The organism is Paraburkholderia sediminicola, assembly GCF_046026675.1.
GTDB lineage: Bacteria > Pseudomonadota > Gammaproteobacteria > Burkholderiales > Burkholderiaceae > Paraburkholderia > Paraburkholderia sediminicola_F.
This window is the reverse complement of the sequence record NZ_JAQQEY010000001.1, coordinates 529,926-548,527: the sequence shown is the minus strand read 5'-3', so window position 1 is coordinate 548,527 and position 18,602 is coordinate 529,926. Positions and strand designations below refer to the sequence as shown.

Below are 18,602 nucleotides of genomic sequence, written 5' to 3'. Positions count from 1 at the left end.
TGTAGGCGGACCTCGCAATAAGAAAGGCCAGTTCTCTCGAACTGGCCTTTTGCGTTTACCGCCTTTGCCGTGTTTTAGCGGAACCCAAGCTTACGCCGCGCCGCCATCAGCGCCACCAGGCTCACGACCGAGGCAAAAATCATGTAATAGCTCGGCGCGGCCTTCGAACCCGTGAAGCTGATCAGCCACGCGATGATGAACGGCCCAAAGCCGCCGAAGATCGTCACGGCGATGTTATAGGCCAGCGACATGCCAGTCGTACGCGTCTGCACCGGGAACATCTCGGAGAGCAAACCCGGCAGCGCCGCAAAGTAGCCCGTCATCAGAAAGCCGAATACGACCTGCAGCGCAATCAGCGTGCCGAAGGTCGGATGCGCGACAAGATACACGAACGCCGGATTGATCAGCACGAGAAGCAGCAGTGCCGAGATCAGCATGATCGTGGTCCGCCCGTGGCGGTCCGACAGATGGCCGACTAGCGGCGAAAACACCATCTGGATCGCGCCGGTCAGCGCAATCGCCGCGAACGCGACCGAAGGCGCCAGACCCAACTGCTTCACGCCGTAAGTCGGCATGAACAGCACCAGATAGGTCGACACCGTACCGAGCACCACCACGCCGATCGCAATCACGAGGCGCAGCTTCTGACTCGCGAACGTGTCGCGCAGCGGCGTCGTGGTGGTTTCCGCCGCGAGGAACTCGGGTGTTTCGTCGAGCTTGGTGCGGATGTACCACGCGACCGGCCCGATCAGAAGACCAAAGAAGAACGGCACGCGCCAGCCCCATGAGGCCATCTGCTCCGGCGACAGCTTACCGGTCAACAGCACGCCAAAGCCGGCCGCGAGCAACGTGGTGAGCCCCTGGCTCGCGACCTGCCAGCTCGCGAAGAAACCGCGCCGCGCCGGTACGTGTTCAGCGAGAAAAGCCGTGGCGCTGCCGAACTCGCCGCCGGCCGAAAAACCCTGCATCAGGCGCGCCACCACGAGAATCACGGGCGCGGCAACGCCGATGCTCTGATACGTCGGCAGAAACGCGATAATCAACGTGCCGCACATCATCAGCAGGATCGACAGCGTGAGCGCCGCTTTGCGTCCGGCGCGGTCGGCGTAAGCACCGATCACGATCGCGCCGAGCGGCCGCATGAAGAACGACACGCCAAAGGTGCCGAGCGTCAGCAGCAGCGAGACCGTATCGTTACCCGCCGGGAAAAACAGCTTCGCGATGGTGACCGCGAAAAAGCCGTACACCACCAGATCGAACCATTCCAGCGCGTTGCCGATCGAGGCGGCAACCACCGCACGCCACGAATTCCGCCGGCTCCCCGCCAGGCTTGCCGCTGTCGTTGTATTCATGCAGATCTCCAATGCGCGCGAAATATTATTAACGTAGGCTTTACGCCGGATCTTGCCGAACTGGGTGCGCGCACAACCAATGCGGTGTCTGCGCTCTATGTACCTGAAAAATTAAAACGGCGCGAGCGGCAAATCACTCGTGGCCCTTGCACAAGGCTTTCGGCGTTTCAGGCAGGCAATAAAAAACCGCTTCATCGCAAAAGCGAACGAAGCGGTTTTTTTGTTGCGACGCAACGGCCGCGCCATAAGTGACATTGAATACGAGCCGGCTAAAAGGCTCGTTAAAGCGCTTATTGCTTGATGCCTTCGGCCTGAATATGAAGCTTGGTATCCATGCTGAAGCCGTACTTGGCGCCGAAATCCATGCCGTAATCGCTACGGTTGAAATGGGCGCTTGCTTCCACGCCGCACACTTCGCGCTTGAGCACCGGATGCTGCATGCACTTGAACGAGTCGATCGTCAGATTCAGCGGCTTGGTCACGCCATGCATCGTCAGGCTGCCAACCACCTGGACCGGCTTGTCGCCGTCGAACTTGATATCGGTACCCTTGTAGGTCACCGACGGATACTTGGTCGCATCGAAGAAGGCGTCCGTCTTCAGATGCTCGTCGAGCTTGGTGTTGCCGGTTTCGACCGAAGCCGGGTCAACCGTGACGTCCACCGTGCCGGTCTTCGCTGCGCGGTCGAGTGTGACCGTGCCGGAGCTCTTGGTGAACTTGCCGCGCCACACCGAGAGGCCACCGAAGTGATCCGCCTCGAAGCTCGGATACGTGTGGGTCGGGTCGAGCTGATAGGTGTCCGCTGCAGCAAACGCGCCGAGCGAGAAAGAAGAAGCCAGTGCGCCGACGGCGATCAACAGGGATGTTTTCAATTCATGCTCCTTATGTTTTTCGGAATTCCTGACTTGAAGGAAAGCGGCCGCGCCCGGAGAGCGCGGCAAACGTCACTTGTGTGCTGCAACGATATGAAACTTGATCACCACGTCATCGGCCACCACCGAGGTGTCCTTCCATTCGCCGGTGCCGATGTCGAATTGAGAGCGCTTGATCGGCAGCGAGCCGTCGAACGTCTGGCTCGCACCCTGCTGGGTGACCGTAACCGGCACCACGACGGTCTGCGACTTACCCTTGATGGTCAGCTTGCCGGTGACCTTGAACTGATTGCCGCCGGCCGGCGCAATCGCGCTCGACACGAAAGTTGCAGTCGGATACGTCTTCGCGTCGAACCAGTCCTTGCCGCGCACCTGGTCGTTGTAGCTTTCGTCGCCGAGGTCGTAACTGGCCACGTCGATGCTGAACTGCGCAGTGCCGTCGGCCGGTTTTGCCGGGTCGAACTTGACTTGCGCGGTGAACTTGCCGAACTTGCCTTCCACCGGCACGTTCATCTGCTTCGAAGTTGCCGTCACCGAACTCTTCGCGACGTCAACCTGGGCCAGCGCACTGCCGGCGGCGGTCAGCGAGGCCGCAGCGACCGCGGCGAGCATGTAGCGATAAAACGAAACTTTCATGGTTATCCTTATTTGATGAAAGGGAGCATGCGCGACAGCAGGCCGTCGCGGTCCAACCATTGATGCTTGAGCGCCGCCGCAATGTGCAATGCGACCAGCACGAGCAACGTGTAATTCAGCGCGATATGCACGTTCTTCAGCAACTCCTTGAGATGCGGGTCCGGTGCGATCAGGCGCGGCAGCGGAATCAGGCCGAGGTACACCACCGGGATGTTGGCCGCCGAGCTATACAGATAGCCGGAAGCGGGAATCACGATCATCAGCACGTAGAGCAACAGATGCGTGAGATGCGCCGCGCCGCGCTGCCAGGCCGGCATGCGGCGCGGCATCGGCGGGGCCGCGTGGGTGGCGCGCCACAAAATGCGCAGCACCGCGAGCGCGAACACCGTCACGCCAATCCATTTGTGCCAGGAGAAGTAGCGCAGCTTGGTGGGCGTGAAGCCGGGGATGTCGGTCATCACCCAACCAAGCGAGAAGCCGCACACGATCAGCAGCGCGATCAGCCAGTGAAAGGCAATGGCAGTCCGCGTGTACGACTCCCGGCCACCGAAAGAAGGATTGAGTGCCATGACAGGTCAACGCAAGCTAAGAGAGGTAAACGGCGCAGCCGGCCCTGCTATTCCACGCCGCCGATGCATGCTGCATCGTGCGACGCGATAGAAAAACATGGCGGCTGCGGCACACGCCAAGGCCGCCATGCTACCGCAAGCAGGAAAAGCTGGCTGTGCCGACCAGAGTTAGCGCTTTAGCGCTTACTTCGGTCCCACGCAGAGCCGGCACCCGGAAAGTTTTCCCGCGAGCAGAACGGTATTGAACAATTAGGGACGGACAGTGTCAGAAGTAAGCTTTTGTGCAAAACTATTCCCGATTCCGAAGCCGCCTGGTCGAGCGCTTACGTCAGGAGCAATGGCCTGCCCACGGCGAAGCGTGTTTGGTACTATTGCTCCACGCTTTCTGCAGCCCTGCTCTGAAACGGGCATTGCACGCCTCCCATCACGTCGTTAGCCCTTCTGCCGTATGGACCATGACAACCTGATCGCGTGCCATGAATGCGACACGCTGTTCCGCAAGCCCCGGCTTGTCGGGCGGGCGGTCGCACGCTGTCCGCGCTGCGGCGCGACGCTCTATCGCGGCGTCTCCCGCAAGCTCGACAGCATCTGTGCGATGACGCTGGCCGCGCTGATCACTTTCGTCATCGCCCAGGCCTTCCCGATAGTCGAACTCGAAACCAACGGCATCACCTCGCAAACCACGCTGTTCGGCGCGCTCGTCGCGCTATGGGGCGAGGACATGCAGATCGTTGCGGTCATGGTGTTCTGCTCGACCATCCTGTTCCCGCTGACCGAGCTGGTCGCGCTGCTCTACGTGCTGATCCCGCTGCGCGCCGGCTATGTGCCGCCCGCCTTCAACCGCGTGCTGCGCGCAATTCAATTCGTGCGGCCGTGGGGCATGATCGAAGTGTTCATGCTCGGCGTGCTGATCACCATCGTGAAGATGGTGAGTCTCGCGCGCGTGATTCCCGAAGCGGCGCTATTCGCGTTCGGCGTGCTGACGCTGATGATCGCGGTGGTCCTCACGTTCGATCCGCGCGTGCTGTGGGATCTTGCCGATGAGATGGGCGACCGCAGCCGGCGGCCGTTGCCGCGCACCTCCGCGGACAGCGCGGCGGCTGCCGTCAGTTTGGTCGCCGGGCCGCCCGCGCCGCCGGAGGTGCAAGCCGGGTCGCAATCCGCATTGCCGCCTGGCGTGCCCCCGGCCCCGCATCAGGGATGAGCGCACGATGAAATACATCACCGCGAAGCGCGCGGGTCTGGTCTCCTGCCATGCGTGCGGACGCGTCGAGCCGCGCATCCGCTCCGTCACGCCGCAGCACTGCAGCCGTTGCGGCGCGGTGCTGCACCGGCGCAATCCCGACAGCCTGATGCGCACGTGGGCACTGCTGATCGCCGCCGCCTTGCTGTATATTCCCGCGAATCTGCTGCCGGTGATGCATACCTCGTCGCTCCTCGGTTCGGAGGACGACACCATCATGAGCGGTGTCGTGTACTTCTGGACCTCGGGTGACTGGCCGTTGGCCGTGATCGTGTTCATCGCCAGCATCATGGTGCCGATGCTCAAGCTCAGTGTGCTGGTACTGCTCACCGCCACCGCGCAGCGCCGCTCGCGCTGGCGGCCGGAGCAACGCACCACGTTGTACCGGATGGTCGAACGCATCGGGCGCTGGTCGATGCTCGACGTGTTCGTCGTCACGCTGACCGTCGCGCTGGTCCGTTTCAAGTCGCTTGCTGTAATCACGGCAGGACCGGGCGCGATCGCCTTCGGCTCGGTGGTGATTCTGACAATGATGGCATCCATGCAATTCGATCCACGGCTCATCTGGGACAACGTGGAAGGCAGTACTCCAAAACCTCAGGACCTCGACCATGACTAGCCCGCAAGGACCGACGCCCGCCTCCGATGCGCCGCGCAACGATTCGAACGGACCGAAGCTGCCGCCCCAACTGCCAGACCCCGACATCGAGCCGCGCAGCCGCTGGCTGCCCTCGCTCGTCTGGGTGATTCCGCTGATCGCCGCGCTGATCGGCCTCGCGCTCGTGATCAAGTCGGTGACCGAAAAGGGGCCGACGATCACGATCACGTTCACCAGCGCCGAAGGCCTCGAGCCCGGCAAGACCAAGGTCAAGTACAAGGACGTCGACGTCGGCTCGGTGAAGACCATCACGCTCTCGAAAGATCTGTCGCACGTGCTGGTTCAGGTGCAGCTCACCAAAGAAGGCGAAGACTTCGCGGTCAAGGATTCGCGTTTCTGGGTGGTGCGCCCTCGCGTCGGCGCGAGCGGTGTGTCGGGGCTGACCACGCTGCTCTCGGGTGCGTACATCGGCGCGGACGCCGGCCATTCGCCGGACACCGAGAAGAACTTCGTCGGCCTTGAAACGCCGCCGCCTATTACGGGCGATCAGAAGGGGCATCAGTTCATTCTGCACGGCGACTCGCTCGGCTCGATCGACATCGGCTCGCCGATTTTCTACCGGCGCGTGCAGGTCGGCCAGGTGGTCGGCTTCTCGCTCGACAAGGACGGCACCGGTGTGACGATGCAGGTCTTCGTGTCGGCGCCGTTCGACCAGTACGTCGGCACCAATTCGCGCTGGTGGCATGCGAGCGGCGTCGATCTGCGGCTCGATTCGAGCGGGTTCAAGCTGAATACGCAATCGCTTGCGACGGTGATCGTCGGCGGCTTGTCGTTCCAGTCGCCGCCGGGCCAGGGCGTGGGCGCGCAGGCGCCGAACAACATGACGTTCCGCCTCGGTTCGGATGAACAGGACGCGATGCGCGAGCCGGACGGCGTGCCGTTGCGCGTGGTGATGAACTTCAATCAGTCGCTGCGCGGGCTGTCGGTCGGCGCGACGGTCGACTTCCGCGGCATCGTGCTGGGTCAGGTAACCAACATCGGCATCGACTACGATCCGAAGACACGTAGCTTCACGATGCCGGTGACGATGAACCTGTACCCGGACCGCCTCGGCAAGCGCTTCCGCGAAACCGCGCCGGTGCCGGGCAGCCTCGCGGGCCAAAGCTTGCTGCAACAGCTCGTCAAGCATGGCCTGCGCGGCCAGCTGCGGACCGGCAATCTGATTACGAGCCAGTTGTACGTGGCGCTCGATATCTTCCCGAAAGCGCCGCCGGCCACGGTTGACGTCACGGGCGATCCGCTCGAGTTGCCGACCATTCCGAACTCGCTCGACGAACTGCAGGTGCAGGTTGCCGACATTGCGAAGAAGCTCGACAAGGTGCCGTTCGACCAGATCGGTTCGAACCTGAACAGCGCGTTGAAGAATGCCGACCAGCTGTTCACGCGACTCGACAAGGAAGTCGTGCCGGAGGCGCGCGACACCTTGGCTGCGGCGAAGCAGACCTTCGGTTCGGCCGAGGCGACGTTGCAGCAGGACTCGCCGTTGCAGTCGGATGTTCATCAGGCGTTGCAGGAACTGACGCGCACGTTGCAGTCGCTGAATGCGTTGTCGGATTATCTGGAGCGTCATCCGGAATCGCTGTTGCGCGGTAAAACAGGAGATAAACCATGATGTTTGCCCGGCTCCCCCGCCCGCCGCGCGGGCTTGTGCGCGGCGCTGTTTATGTCGGCGCTCTGGCCGGACTGGTGGCGATGGCGGCGTGTTCGTCGCCGAGCAGCCGCTTTTATACGCTCGGCGCCGATAGCGCGCCTGCTGCCGGCTCCGCGGCGCCGGTTAGCGCCCGGACTTCGGCTACGCCGACGTGGCTGATCGAAGTCGCGCCGATCGATGTGCCGCCGCAAGTGGCGAAGAATCAGCTTGTGGTGCAGACGGGACCGACGCAGGTTCAGGTGCTCGAGCAGGAGCGTTGGGCTTCGTTGCCCGGTGACGAGATTCGTCGGGCTTTGTCGACCAGTCTGACGCAGCAGTTGGGCACGATCGATGTGTATGGCACTGCGTATCCGGATACGACGCCGGTGTACCGGGTCAGCATGAACGTGCAGCGGTTCGAGTCATGGCCGGGGTCACATGCGTTGATCGATGCGGTCTGGAGTGTGAGGGCTGTACGTGGTACTGCGGTGATGACCTGCCGGAGTGTGGTTAGTGAGCCGGTTAGCGGTGGGTACGATGCGCTTGTTGATGGGCATCGGGTGGCGTTGCAGCGGATTGCTGTGCAGGTGGCTGCTGCTGTGCAGGCGATGGCGGCTAGTGCGCCTAAGGGCGGCGCTGCTGGGAAGGGGGCTGCTTTTGCCGTGCCGGCTTGTCCTTCTGCTGTTGTGAGTAGTTGAGGTTTTTTTGCCTGCAGGCGCTTGTTGTCTGTGTGCTTAGCGCTTTGGCCTTTCCTTGATTTGTTAGTGGTCTATTAGCGTTGCCCCTGTGCGGGGCGGCACCTACTTTTCTTTGCATGCCGCAAAGAAAAGTAGGCAAAAGAAAGCGGCTCAAACCGCTCATGCTAAGTGGGTACCGCGGTCTGCACAGGGTAGTGGTCCATCTGGAATCTGTGTTCGTGCACCTGCATACGCCAGTGACAAGGGCGTCATACTTCCGGCGGCGCTCCGCGCGCCGAAGAGCAGTTCATAAAACCACCCACTACGTTTTAGCTCTTGCGTTTGTGCTTTTGGATTTGGGATCACGTTTTTGCTGGCATCGTGACTCGTCATTGCATTGCCATTGCAAGTGCGAGCGGGAGTGAAAGTGGGAATGGTCGGCATTTCATTTGAAGCGGGTGTTCCCGGGTGAGCGCAGAGGCACGTCGCCGAGGCGAAGCCGACCGGCCCCCACAGACCTCAACCGAAGCCCCTGGTTTCCCATGCAGACCCGTCCGCGACGCACGTCGTGCGGAGTGGGAGCTGATGAGTCCTTTGTCACTAACGCCGAATGTGCGAGAACACGGATTCCAGATGCACCACTACCCCAAGCAAACCACGGTGCCCACTTAGCAGTAGCGGTTTGAGCCGCTTTCTTTTGCCTACTTTTCTTTGCGGCGGCAAAGAAAAGTAGGTGCCCCCCGCACAGGGGGAACGCTAATAGACCACTAGCAAATCAAGGAAAGGCCAAAACCCCAGGCACACGAACAAACAAGCGCCGCAGGCAAATAACCCCAAATGCTCACCTCAATCAAAAGACTCCTAAAAAAATGGCGCGCCTCCCGCGACGGCGGCCACCAACTAGACGCGCTACTAGCAATAGCCGACAAAACGGCCCCATATCCAGACCGTAGCGAATGGCTGATCGAACTCGCCCACTGGATCCACCGCGGCCGCGCAGTCCACCCCGAACAACCGGGCACCGCCAACACCACCCCAGCACACACAAGAATCCGCTACATGCTCAACGTGCTGGACCGCAACCCAGCCTGGAAGACCAACGTCGCCGGCATTCTCCGCGCGCTCCTGCGTGAAAGCGACGGCCTCTCGCTTCTCTGCGATGCAGGCATGCCTGTGCACTCAGGCTTCTTCGGCGCACTCTTCGAACGCCTCGAAGCCTCATTGATCCCGCCCGCGCCAAACCGCCGCGATCTGAGAGCGATCGTCACGCTGATGTTCAACCAGCAACGCGACGCCGAATGGATCGCCAATCTGCCAACCGATCTGCTCACCCGCATCCGCGCGCTCTTCGATTACGAAGAGGACGACAGCGAACAACACGACACCACCCCATTCTCGCTCGACCTGCTGGCCGCCTTGCACAACCTCACCTGCCAGATCAGCTCGACCGGTCTGTCGCAAACCGTCCGCAGCCGTCTCGGTGAAGTCGACGTCGGCGATGCCGGCGGCGTGCGGGTCGCCATGGAAAAGCAGCCGTTCTACCGGCTCACGCGCGCCATGCTCGCCGTCGAAGCAGCCCATCAGGCAGTCAGCGAAGGCGCCCCGCAGGAGAAGCTGCTGCATGAGGTCAACTATCTGCGCCTGCTGCTCGACGAATGCCGCAGCGCCACCGGCAACGTCTTCGCCCATCTCTATCGCAACGGCGTCAGTGTCGATATCGTGTTCCAGGTCGAACGGATGCGCATGCGCATCGTGCGCGCGGAGCACCTGCTAAACGCCTGGATGGCGCAGGACGATCCGCATGCCGGCGCCCGTCTCGCCGCCGAACTGGTGGACGCGAATCACGCGAGCCAGAGCGTGGCGCATCTCGTACGCAGCAATTTCTCGTTGCTGGCGCGCAAGGTCGTCGAGTACAGCGCCGATACCGGCGAACACTACATCGCCCGCGATCGCGCCGAATATCTGAAGATGCTGCGCATGGCGGCCGGCGGCGGGCTCGTGACCGTCGTCACGGTCTGCGTGAAATTCGCCATCACCGGCGCGCATCTGCAATCGATGTTCGAAGGCCTGCTCGCCGGCATCAACTACGCGGCCAGCTTCCTGCTGATGCACTTCCTGCACTTCTCGCTCGCCACCAAGCAACCGGCGATGACCGCGCCCACGCTCGCCCGCGAACTCGACGGCACCGGTACGCCCGCAGGCGTCGACAGCTTCGTGAGTTCGGTGACCGCGTTGATGCGCACGCAGGCAGCTGCGGTGCTCGGCAACGTGCTGCTGGTGTTTCCTGTGTGCTTCGGCGTGCAATGGGTGTGGCAAGCGCTGTTCAACGCCAACATCATTTCGCCCGAGAAGGCGCACGCCACACTGCACTCGTTCTCGCTGCTGGGGCCGACGCCGTTCTACGCCGCGCTGACCGGCGTGCTGCTGTGGTCGTCGAGTTTGCTGTCAGGATGGGCGGACAACTGGTTCGTCCTGCATCGCGTGGCGGACGCGCTCGCCTACAACCGGCGCCTGCGCATGACGCTCGGCGCGGCCGGCACCGCCCGGCTCGCCGCGTTCTGCCGCTCGAATGTAGCGGGCGTCGTAGGCAATATCACGCTCGGCTTGATGCTCGGGCTCGTGCCGGCGATCCTCACCGCCTTCGCCTTCACTTTCGAGGTGCGTCACGTGACGCTCAGCGCCGGCTCGATCGGCATCGCGCTCGGCGTGCTGGGCAAGGACGCGTTGAAGTTGCCGGAGCTGTGGTGGGCGGTCGCGGGCGTCGGCAGCATGGCGATCCTCAACGTGGCCGTGAGTTTCGCGCTCGCCTTCTACATGGCGGTGAAATCGCGCGACTTGCGGCGCAATACGGTGCGCTCGCTGCGCGGCGCGATCTGGCAGCGGGTGTTCAGACATCCGCTGGAGCTGGTATGGCCGGCCAAAGCGGCGCCACAGAGCAAATAGAGGCCACGCGCAGAGGCGCCCGGGCGGCGGGGCCGCTCCCCCGGGAACAGCCCCGCCTGGCTCGCCACCCCGACCGCGTACAATAGCGCCTTATCTAACGCCTTCCGGCAACCTCAATGTCCTTCGATTTCTTCCTTCCCTGTCCGCGCGGCCTTGAAGCCTCGCTCGCCGCCGAGCTCGCCGAAATTGCCGCGAAGCACCTGAACGGCGCGCCGTTCACGGCCGGCGCGCAAGTGCCCGGCGGCGTGCATTTCCGCGGCGGCTGGGCTGCCGGCATGGCCGCCAACCTGCACTCGCGCCTCGCGAGCCGCGTGCTGCTGAAAATCGCGCATCGGCCGTATCGCAGCGAACAGGACATTTACGCGCTCGCGCTCGAACAACGTTGGGAACAGTGGTTCTCGGCGAACGAAACGCTGCGCGTGGACGTCACCGCCATCAAGTCGCCGCTGCGCAGCCTCGAATTCACGACGCTGCGTGTCAAGGACGCGATCTGCGACCGTCTGCGTGAAGTCAGCGGCGCGCGGCCGAACATCGACACCGCCGCACCCGACGTGCGCGTGTTCGCGTTCCTCACCGCCACCGAATGCACGCTCTACCTCGACACCTCCGGCGATCCGCTCTTCAAGCGCGGCTGGCGGCTGGACAAGGGCGCGGCGCCGCTGCGCGAGAACCTCGCGGCGGGCATCCTGCGTCTGACCGGCTGGACCGCCGGCACGCCGCTGTACGACCCGATGTGCGGCAGCGGCACCTTCCTCGCGGAAGCCGCGCAAGTGGCGCTGGATATCGCGCCCGGTGCGGAACGCCGCTTCGGCTTCGAGAAGCTCAAGCAGTTCGAAGCAAAGACCTGGCAACCGCTGAAGGCCGCCGCGCTCGACGCCAAGCACGCCGCCCGCACCTCGCGCGCCGATCTGCAGATCTTCGGCAGCGATATTTCCGGCGACATGCTCGACAAGGCGCGTGCGAACTTCCAGCGCGCCGGTCTGCCGTCGATTCCGCTCAAGCAGGTCGATGCGCGCGGCATGACCGCGCCGTCGGCTGAGCCCGGCATCCTCGTCGCGAATCCCCCGTATGGCGAACGGATCGAAGTGCGCGGCCGCAACGCGCGTGGTGAAATCCGCGAAGGCCGCGCCACGCGCGAAGGTCGCGACGACGACAGCTTCCACCGCGCCCAGGAAGAAGCACCAGACAGCGAGTTTTTCCAGTCGCTCGGCGATGCGCTGAAGCAGCGCTTCACCGGCTGGCATGCGTTCATCCTAACGTCGGATCGCAAACTGCCGGGCCAACTGCGTCTGCGTGAATCGACCAAGACACCGCTCTTCAACGGTGCGCTCGAATGCCGGTTGTTCCGCTTCGATCTGATTGCGGGCAGTGTTCGCCAGCGGCCGCAGAATAACGACACACCGGCAGCGTAAGCCGGAGCAGAGCAGCATCGAAAAAACCGCGGATCCAGGTCCGCGGTTTTTTTCGCCGGTCGCTCGGCGATCGGCCTCTCCAGCCCGCTGATCGTCCGCCATATTCTGTTGCCACACCCACTCCCTACTGACACTACGCTGTCAGTAGCCCCCAAGCACACTCCTTCTCACGCCATCCGGCGCTTTGCACGGCTTACCGCCATCCCGAGGAGAGTGTCATGTCCGCATCATCCAAAGTTGTTGCATGGTTTGAGATTCCGTCCGTCGATTTCGATCGCGCCGTCCGCTTTTACGAAGCCGCGCTCGACGTCAAACTGAATCGTCAGGAAGTCGGCGGCCAGCCGATCGCCATCTTCGGCTACGAGGAACCGGCCACCGGCGGCGCGATCATCCATAGCCCGTCGATGACGCCCTCCGACGACGGCGTGCTCGTCTATCTGAACGCGCAGCCGACCGTCGACGCCACCCTCGCCCGCGTCGAAAAGGCCGGCGGCAAGACCGATGGTCCGGTGATCAAGTTGCCGCAGGACATCGGCTACATCGCGTTCTTCACCGACACGGAGGGCAATCGCCTCGGCCTGCATTCGCTGACCAACGGCTAACACCCGACGCGGCGCACAAGCGCGGCGGCCAGCAGGCACCCCGCAGAACGCCGACCGGAGCGCGGCATGCGGCGCTATCATCGCGGGACTGTTCCTGTCCTTTTCTACAAGACGCCCACGATGACGCGCCGCGCCGACCGTCTGTTCCAGATCGCCGAACTGTTGCGCGGACGGCGTTTGACGACCGCGCAACAACTCGCCGACTGGCTGCATATCTCCCTGCGCACGGTGTATCGCGACGTGCGCGATCTGCAACTGTCAGGCGTGCCAATCGAAGGCGAAGCAGGCATCGGCTACCGGTTGAGCCGCGCGGCGAGCCTGCCGCCACTCACCTTCACCGCCGATGAGTTGGCCGCGCTAGCGGCGGGCGCACGGATGCTCGAATCGTGGGGCGGCGCCGGCTTTGCGAGCGGCGCACGCGGGGCGTTGGCGAAGATTGCCTCGGCCATGCCCGCCGACAAGCGCGCAACGATCGAACGTCTGGCGATCTTCGCGCCGTCGTTTCACATCAAGGCGGATTTTTCAGCGAAGGTGGATATCCTGCATCGCGCGATCGACGCCCGGCACGTCGTGAGCTTTGCCTATACCGATGTGAACGGCGCAGCGACTGAGCGGCGCGTGTGGCCGCTGGCGCTGGCGTATTGGGGTGCGCGCTGGACGCTCGGCGCGTGGTGCGAATTGCGCAGCGACTTCCGCAATTTCGGTCTGGAGAAGATCCAGACGCTTCAGGTGCTCGAATCGTATCCGGATCAGGAAGGACGACGCCTGGCGGATTTGCTGCGGCATGTGAATGCGAAGCCACGGTGAAGATGTGGATGCAGCTCGCGGCCCGCCGCGAGGCAGGCCGCGCAGCACAGTGGCGCGTTATTCCACTGCCTTCACCATATCTTCAATCACCTTCTTCGCATCGCCGAACACCATCATCGTCTTGTCCATGTAGAACAGGTCGTTGTCGAGACCGGCGTAGCCTGCGGCCATCGACCGCTTGTTCACGATCACCGTGCGCGCCTTGTACGCCTCGATGATCGGCATGCCTGCGATCGGCGACTTCGGATCATTCTTCGCGGCCGGATTCACCACGTCGTTCGCCCCGAGCACCAGCACCACATCGACCTGACCGAACTCGCTGTTGATATCGTCCATTTCGTAGACCATGTCGTACGGTACTTCGGCTTCGGCGAGCAGCACGTTCATGTGCCCCGGCATCCGGCCGGCTACCGGGTGAATCGCGTACTTCACCTCGATGCCCTTCTCGACCAGCTTGTCGGTGAGTTCCTTCAACGCATGCTGCGCACGTGCGACCGCAAGACCGTAACCCGGCACGATCACCACGGTTTCAGCATTCCCGAGCATGAACGAAGCATCATCAGCCGAACCGGATTTCACCGGACGCTGCTCCGCCGACCCACCTGCTGCCGCCGCACCCGCCTCGTTGCCGAAACCGCCGAGAATCACGTTGAAGAACGAACGGTTCATCGCGCGGCACATGATGTACGACAGGATCGCACCGGATGAACCCACAAGCGAGCCGGCGATGATCAGCATCGGATTGTTCAGCGAAAAGCCGATGCCCGCCGCCGCCCAGCCCGAGTACGAGTTCAGCATCGACACCACCACCGGCATGTCGGCGCCGCCGATCGGAATGATGATCAGCACGCCCAGCACGAAGGCGATGATCGTCATGATGATGAACGGCAACCACGACTGCGTGAGGAAGAAAATCACGCCGAAGCCAAGCATCGCGAGCGCGAGGAACAGGTTGATCGGATGCTGCCCCGCATAGACCACCGGTGCGCCCTGGAACAGCCGGAACTTGTACTTGCCCGACAGCTTTCCGAACGCGATCACCGAACCGGAGAACGTAATCGCGCCGACGAACGTGCCGATAAACAGCTCGACGCGATTGCCGTACGGCAGGAAGCCCGGTGCCGTGTTGTCCGGATCGATAAGACCGAAGGCCGACGGCTCCGACACCACCGCATACGCGATACACACGGCCGCGAGACCGATCAGCGAGTGCATCGCCGCGACCAGTTCCGGCATCTTGGTCATCTCGACGCGCGCGGCGACAAACGCGCCGATCGCGCCGCCGATCACCAGCGCGACCAGCAGCAGGCCGAGCCCTAACCCAAGATTCGAGCCGAGCGCATTCGCCTGTTTGACGATCAGCGCGATGGTGGTGAGGATCGCAATCGCCATCCCGACCATGCCGAAGGTATTGCCGGTGCGCGCCGTCTTCGGATTCGACAGCCCCTTGAGCGCCTGAATGAAACAGACCGACGCGACCAGATAAAGCAGCGTGACGACATTCAGACTCATTACGCGTTCTCCTTGGCCGTCTTGTCAGCGATGAGCTTCTTCGGCTCTTTCTTGCGGAACATCTCCAGCATTCGCCTCGTCACCAGAAATCCGCCGAACACATTCACCGCCGCGAGCGCGACGGCCAGCGTGCCGAAGAACTTGCCGGTGTCGCCCACGGTGAGGCCTGCTGCGAGCATCGCGCCGACGATCACGATCGCCGAGATCGCGTTGGTCACGGCCATCAGCGGCGTGTGCAGCGCGGGCGTGACGTTCCAGACGACGTGGTAGCCGACGTAAATCGCCAGCACGAAGATGATCAGGTTGATGACGGTGTGGTTAATGACTTCCATTCCTCTCTCTCCTTTGTCGACCAGAGTTGGCGCTTTAGCGCCTACTCTGGTCCCATGCAACATCGTTGCTATGCCTTGCGCGTGACTTCGCCGTCGCGGGCCAGCAGCGTGGCCGCGACGATGTCGTCTGCGAGATCGATGTTCAGGGCGCCTTCCTTGGTGATGATCAGCTTCAGGAAGTCGAGCAGGTTGCGTGCGTATAAGGACGACGCGTCGGCAGGCACCATCGAGGCCAGATTCGTATAGCCGACGATCTGTACGCCATGTTTCAGGACGACCTGATCCGCTTCGGTCAGCGGGCAGTTGCCGCCGCGCCGGCCTTCATACTCAGCGCCGCGTCCTGCTGCGAGGTCGACCAGCACGGAGCCTGGTTTCATCGCCTGCACGGTTTCCACCGAGATCAACGTCGGTGCGGCCCGGCCCGGGATCAGGGCGGTCGAGATCACAATGTCAGCCTGTTTGGCCCGTTCATGGACCAATGCCGACTGCCGCGTGAGCCACGAAGGCGGCATCGGCCGCGCGTAGCCACCGACGCCCTGCGCAGCTTCCCGTTCCTCATCAGTTTCATAAGGCACGTCGAGAAACTTGGCGCCGAGCGATTCGATCTGCTCCTTGACCGCCGGACGCACGTCGGACGCCTCGATCACGGCGCCCAGGCGCTTGGCGGTCGCGATGGCCTGCAGACCGGCCACGCCAGCGCCGAGAATCAGCACGCGGGCCGCTTTCACGGTACCGGCTGCCGTCATCAACATCGGCATGAAGCGCGGATAAAGCGTCGCCGCCAGCAGCACCGCCTTGTACCCGGCGATGTTCGCCTGCGACGACAGCACGTCGAGGCTCTGCGCGCGGGTGGTACGCGGCGCGGCTTCCAGGGCGAACGCGGTGACGCCCGCGGCCGCCAGCTTTGATGAGTTTTCTGTATTAAACGGATCGAGCATGCCGACCAGCGTTGCGCCGCGCTTCAGAAGCGGCAACTCGGCATCGGTTGGCGACTGGACCTTGAGGACCAGATCAGCCCCAAAAGCAGTAGCCGCGTCGACGATTTCCGCACCGGCGGCCGTAAAAGCTTCGTCAGGAAAGCTTGCGCCGGTGCCGGCGCCGCTCTGGATCGTGACCCGGTGGCCCTGGGTCACATACTTCTTGACCGTTTCGGGCGTCGCGGCGACGCGGGTTTCGTGCGCGCGCGTCTCGGCTGGCACTCCGATGTGCATCTTTTCTCCTCCTCGACTTCCTGTTTTACGACAGAGCTGCCGACGAGGCACGCCGGCTTGCAAGTGCAACGGCTAACGGCGTCACTTTAACCGAAACCTGGGGGTGCGCAGAAATCGGGGACAATCCGGGGGTGCCTGGCGGGTGAGGCCGCTCGCCGGCTGCGGCTGAGCGGCCCTCGCACCCGCCCGCTCGCTTCCCGGCAGCCCAGGCCCATAAACGGTAAAATGCGCACCCATGAAACCGGAAACCTGGCTGCCGCACGTCACCGTTGCGGCCATCGTCGAGCGTGACGGGCATTTTCTCGTGGTCGAGGAACATACCGCCGACGGCCTGCGCCTGAATCAGCCTGCCGGCCATCTGGAAGCGGGCGAAACGCTTCTGGAAGCGGTCATCCGCGAAACGCTCGAGGAAACCGCGCATCCGTTCACGCCCGAGGCGTTGGTCGGCATGTATATGACGCATTTCGAGCGGCCCGGCAGTGAGGGCGTGACATATCTGCGCTTCACCTATTGCGGCACGAGCGGCAAAGCGGATACCGAGCGCGCGCTCGATCCCGACATCGTCCGCACACTGTGGATGAGCGCCGACGAATTGCGCGCCTGCCCCGAACGGCATCGCACGCCGCTTGTCATGCAATGTCTCGACGATTACCTCGCGGGACGGCGTTTCCCGCTCGACTTCGTGCACACGCATTCGGTCGGGCGAAAACAGGCGTAAATAGACGTACGTAACCCGCACAAACGGGCCTGATCCGTCACAAGCGGCCAGGCAGACGACAGGGCAACACGGTCCACCCACGATCAACGAAGTCACGCAGTACCCAGTGAGCACCTTATGAGCAAGCAGAAAGTCGTAGTAGGCATGTCGGGCGGCGTCGATTCGTCGGTTACCGCGTGGCTGCTGAAGGAACAGGGCTACGACGTAGTCGGCCTGTTCATGAAAAACTGGGAAGACGATGACGACAGCGAGTACTGCTCGACGCGCCAGGACTGGATCGACGTCGTCTCGGTGGCGGACCTGATCGGCATTGACGTCGAAGCAGTCAACTTCGCCGCCGAATACAAAGACCGCGTGTTCGCCGAATTCCTGCGTGAATACTCGGCCGGCCGCACGCCGAATCCGGACGTGCTGTGCAATGCCGAAATCAAGTTCAAGGCCTTCCTCGATCACGCCATGTCGCTCGGCGCGGAAACCATCGCAACCGGCCACTACGCGCGCGTGCGCGAGAACAACGGCCGCTTCGAACTGCTGAAGGCCTTCGATCATACGAAAGACCAGTCGTACTTCCTGCATCGGCTGAACCAGGCGCAGTTGTCAAAAACACTGTTTCCTTTGGGCGAGATTCCGAAAACCAAAGTCCGCGAGATCGCCGAACAGATCGCGCTGCCGAATGCGAAGAAGAAAGATTCGACCGGCATCTGCTTCATCGGCGAACGGCCGTTCCGCGACTTCCTGAACCGCTATCTACCGACCAAACCCGGTCCGATGAAAACCACCGACGGCAACGTGGTCGGTGAACACATCGGCCTCGCCTTCTACACGTTCGGGCAGCGCAAGGGTATCGGCCTCGGCGGCAGCAAGGAAGGCAGCGGCGAGCCGTGGTTCGTCGCCGGGAAGGATATTGCGTCGAACACGCTGTATGTCGTGCAAGGCCATGACCATCCGTGGCTGCTGAGCCATACGCTCTCAGCGGGCAATACGAGCTGGGTCGCGGGCGAGCCGCCGGCCGACGGTTTCGCGTGCGGCGCGAAAACCCGTTACCGGCAAGCGGACGCACCGTGCTCCTTCAGCGCGGCAGGTGTCGGCGAAGGCCTCTTCGAACTGAATTTCGACGCCGCGCAATGGGCTGTCACACCGGGGCAATCTGCGGTGCTCTACGATGGCGACGTGTGTCTCGGCGGCGGCATTATCGAACACGCGGTGACCGGGCAGCCAACGGCGCGCCAGCCGCAACAAGCAGCGTTGCTCACCGCCCGTTGAACCATGAATTCGATCGTGCGGCAACGCTTCGGCGCCGCCGCACGCGCTTTACCCGCATGCCTCATCTTCAAGCTTCAGACTTCACGCTTCACCGATGCGTTTCACCTTCGAGCCGCAACTAGCTTCACCATAACAAACAGGTGTTCGTTCCCTCGCGGCAGACTC

At 62.8% G+C, this 18,602-nt stretch carries 17 protein-coding genes; 10 read left to right on the top strand and 7 right to left on the bottom strand.

All coding sequences use genetic code 11. The features are described 5' to 3' along the window. Positions 1-74: 74 nt before the first annotated feature. From PQQ86_RS02410 to PQQ86_RS02395, 4 genes are all read right to left on the bottom strand, one after another. Complete coding sequence (locus PQQ86_RS02410) at positions 75-1,352, bottom strand: MFS transporter (RefSeq protein ID WP_408264648.1); 1,278 nt, start codon at positions 1,350-1,352, stop codon at positions 75-77. A gap of 290 nt (positions 1,353-1,642) precedes the next feature. Further along, positions 1,643-2,212 (bottom strand): YceI family protein, encoded by a 570-nt coding sequence (locus tag PQQ86_RS02405; protein ID WP_408270021.1) that lies wholly within the window; start codon positions 2,210-2,212, stop codon positions 1,643-1,645. Between the two features lie 84 nt (positions 2,213-2,296). Beyond that, on the bottom strand, positions 2,297-2,860 hold the full coding sequence (locus PQQ86_RS02400) for a YceI family protein (protein ID WP_408264646.1): 564 nt from the start codon (positions 2,858-2,860) through the stop codon (positions 2,297-2,299). A gap of 8 nt (positions 2,861-2,868) precedes the next feature. Continuing rightward, complete coding sequence (locus tag PQQ86_RS02395; protein ID WP_408264644.1) at positions 2,869-3,429, bottom strand: cytochrome b; 561 nt, start codon at positions 3,427-3,429, stop codon at positions 2,869-2,871. 448 nt (positions 3,430-3,877) lie between these two features. Between PQQ86_RS02395 and PQQ86_RS02390 the strand changes: the two genes are divergently transcribed. The 8 genes from PQQ86_RS02390 to PQQ86_RS02355 all read left to right on the top strand — a co-directional run bounded on the left by PQQ86_RS02390 (position 3,878) and on the right by PQQ86_RS02355 (position 13,401). Further along, positions 3,878-4,633 carry a paraquat-inducible protein A gene (locus PQQ86_RS02390; RefSeq protein WP_408264643.1) on the top strand — a complete coding sequence of 252 codons (756 nt, stop codon included), beginning with the start codon at positions 3,878-3,880 and terminating at the stop codon, positions 4,631-4,633. A gap of 7 nt (positions 4,634-4,640) precedes the next feature. Continuing rightward, positions 4,641-5,291 (top strand): paraquat-inducible protein A, encoded by a 651-nt coding sequence (locus PQQ86_RS02385; protein WP_408200974.1) that lies wholly within the window; start codon positions 4,641-4,643, stop codon positions 5,289-5,291. Next, complete coding sequence (locus PQQ86_RS02380) at positions 5,284-6,942, top strand: PqiB family protein (RefSeq protein ID WP_408264642.1); 1,659 nt, start codon at positions 5,284-5,286, stop codon at positions 6,940-6,942. The genes PQQ86_RS02385 and PQQ86_RS02380 overlap by 8 nt, the downstream gene beginning before the upstream one ends. After that, positions 6,939-7,658, top strand: a complete 720-nt coding sequence (locus PQQ86_RS02375; protein ID WP_408264640.1) for a PqiC family protein — start codon at positions 6,939-6,941, stop codon at positions 7,656-7,658. The genes PQQ86_RS02380 and PQQ86_RS02375 overlap by 4 nt, the downstream gene beginning before the upstream one ends. A gap of 816 nt (positions 7,659-8,474) precedes the next feature. Further along, complete coding sequence (locus PQQ86_RS02370) at positions 8,475-10,580, top strand: site-specific recombinase (protein WP_408264638.1); 2,106 nt, start codon at positions 8,475-8,477, stop codon at positions 10,578-10,580. 116 nt (positions 10,581-10,696) lie between these two features. After that, positions 10,697-11,992 (top strand): THUMP domain-containing class I SAM-dependent RNA methyltransferase, encoded by a 1,296-nt coding sequence (locus tag PQQ86_RS02365; RefSeq protein ID WP_408264636.1) that lies wholly within the window; start codon positions 10,697-10,699, stop codon positions 11,990-11,992. A 218-nt stretch (positions 11,993-12,210) separates the two neighbouring features. Continuing rightward, positions 12,211-12,594, top strand: a complete 384-nt coding sequence (locus PQQ86_RS02360) for a VOC family protein (protein ID WP_408264634.1) — start codon at positions 12,211-12,213, stop codon at positions 12,592-12,594. A gap of 66 nt (positions 12,595-12,660) precedes the next feature. Then, positions 12,661-13,401 carry a helix-turn-helix transcriptional regulator gene (locus tag PQQ86_RS02355; RefSeq protein ID WP_408264632.1) on the top strand — a complete coding sequence of 247 codons (741 nt, stop codon included), beginning with the start codon at positions 12,661-12,663 and terminating at the stop codon, positions 13,399-13,401. A gap of 57 nt (positions 13,402-13,458) precedes the next feature. On the opposite strand, the gene PQQ86_RS02350 is transcribed toward PQQ86_RS02355, so the two are convergent. The 3 genes from PQQ86_RS02350 to PQQ86_RS02340 form a co-directional block, all read right to left on the bottom strand. Beyond that, positions 13,459-14,913 (bottom strand): NAD(P)(+) transhydrogenase (Re/Si-specific) subunit beta, encoded by a 1,455-nt coding sequence (locus PQQ86_RS02350; protein WP_408264630.1) that lies wholly within the window; start codon positions 14,911-14,913, stop codon positions 13,459-13,461. Then, positions 14,913-15,245 (bottom strand): NAD(P) transhydrogenase subunit alpha part 2, encoded by a 333-nt coding sequence (locus tag PQQ86_RS02345; protein WP_028198874.1) that lies wholly within the window; start codon positions 15,243-15,245, stop codon positions 14,913-14,915. Before PQQ86_RS02345 ends, PQQ86_RS02350 begins: the two co-directional genes overlap by 1 nt. A gap of 68 nt (positions 15,246-15,313) precedes the next feature. Beyond that, complete coding sequence (locus PQQ86_RS02340) at positions 15,314-16,456, bottom strand: Re/Si-specific NAD(P)(+) transhydrogenase subunit alpha (RefSeq protein ID WP_408264628.1); 1,143 nt, start codon at positions 16,454-16,456, stop codon at positions 15,314-15,316. 235 nt (positions 16,457-16,691) lie between these two features. Here PQQ86_RS02340 and PQQ86_RS02335 point away from each other — a divergent pair, with 235 nt between their 5' ends. Next, complete coding sequence (locus tag PQQ86_RS02335) at positions 16,692-17,174, top strand: NUDIX hydrolase (RefSeq protein ID WP_408264626.1); 483 nt, start codon at positions 16,692-16,694, stop codon at positions 17,172-17,174. A gap of 117 nt (positions 17,175-17,291) precedes the next feature. Then, positions 17,292-18,437 carry a tRNA 2-thiouridine(34) synthase MnmA gene (gene mnmA / locus PQQ86_RS02330; RefSeq protein WP_408264624.1) on the top strand — a complete coding sequence of 382 codons (1,146 nt, stop codon included), beginning with the start codon at positions 17,292-17,294 and terminating at the stop codon, positions 18,435-18,437. Positions 18,438-18,602 lie beyond the last annotated feature (165 nt).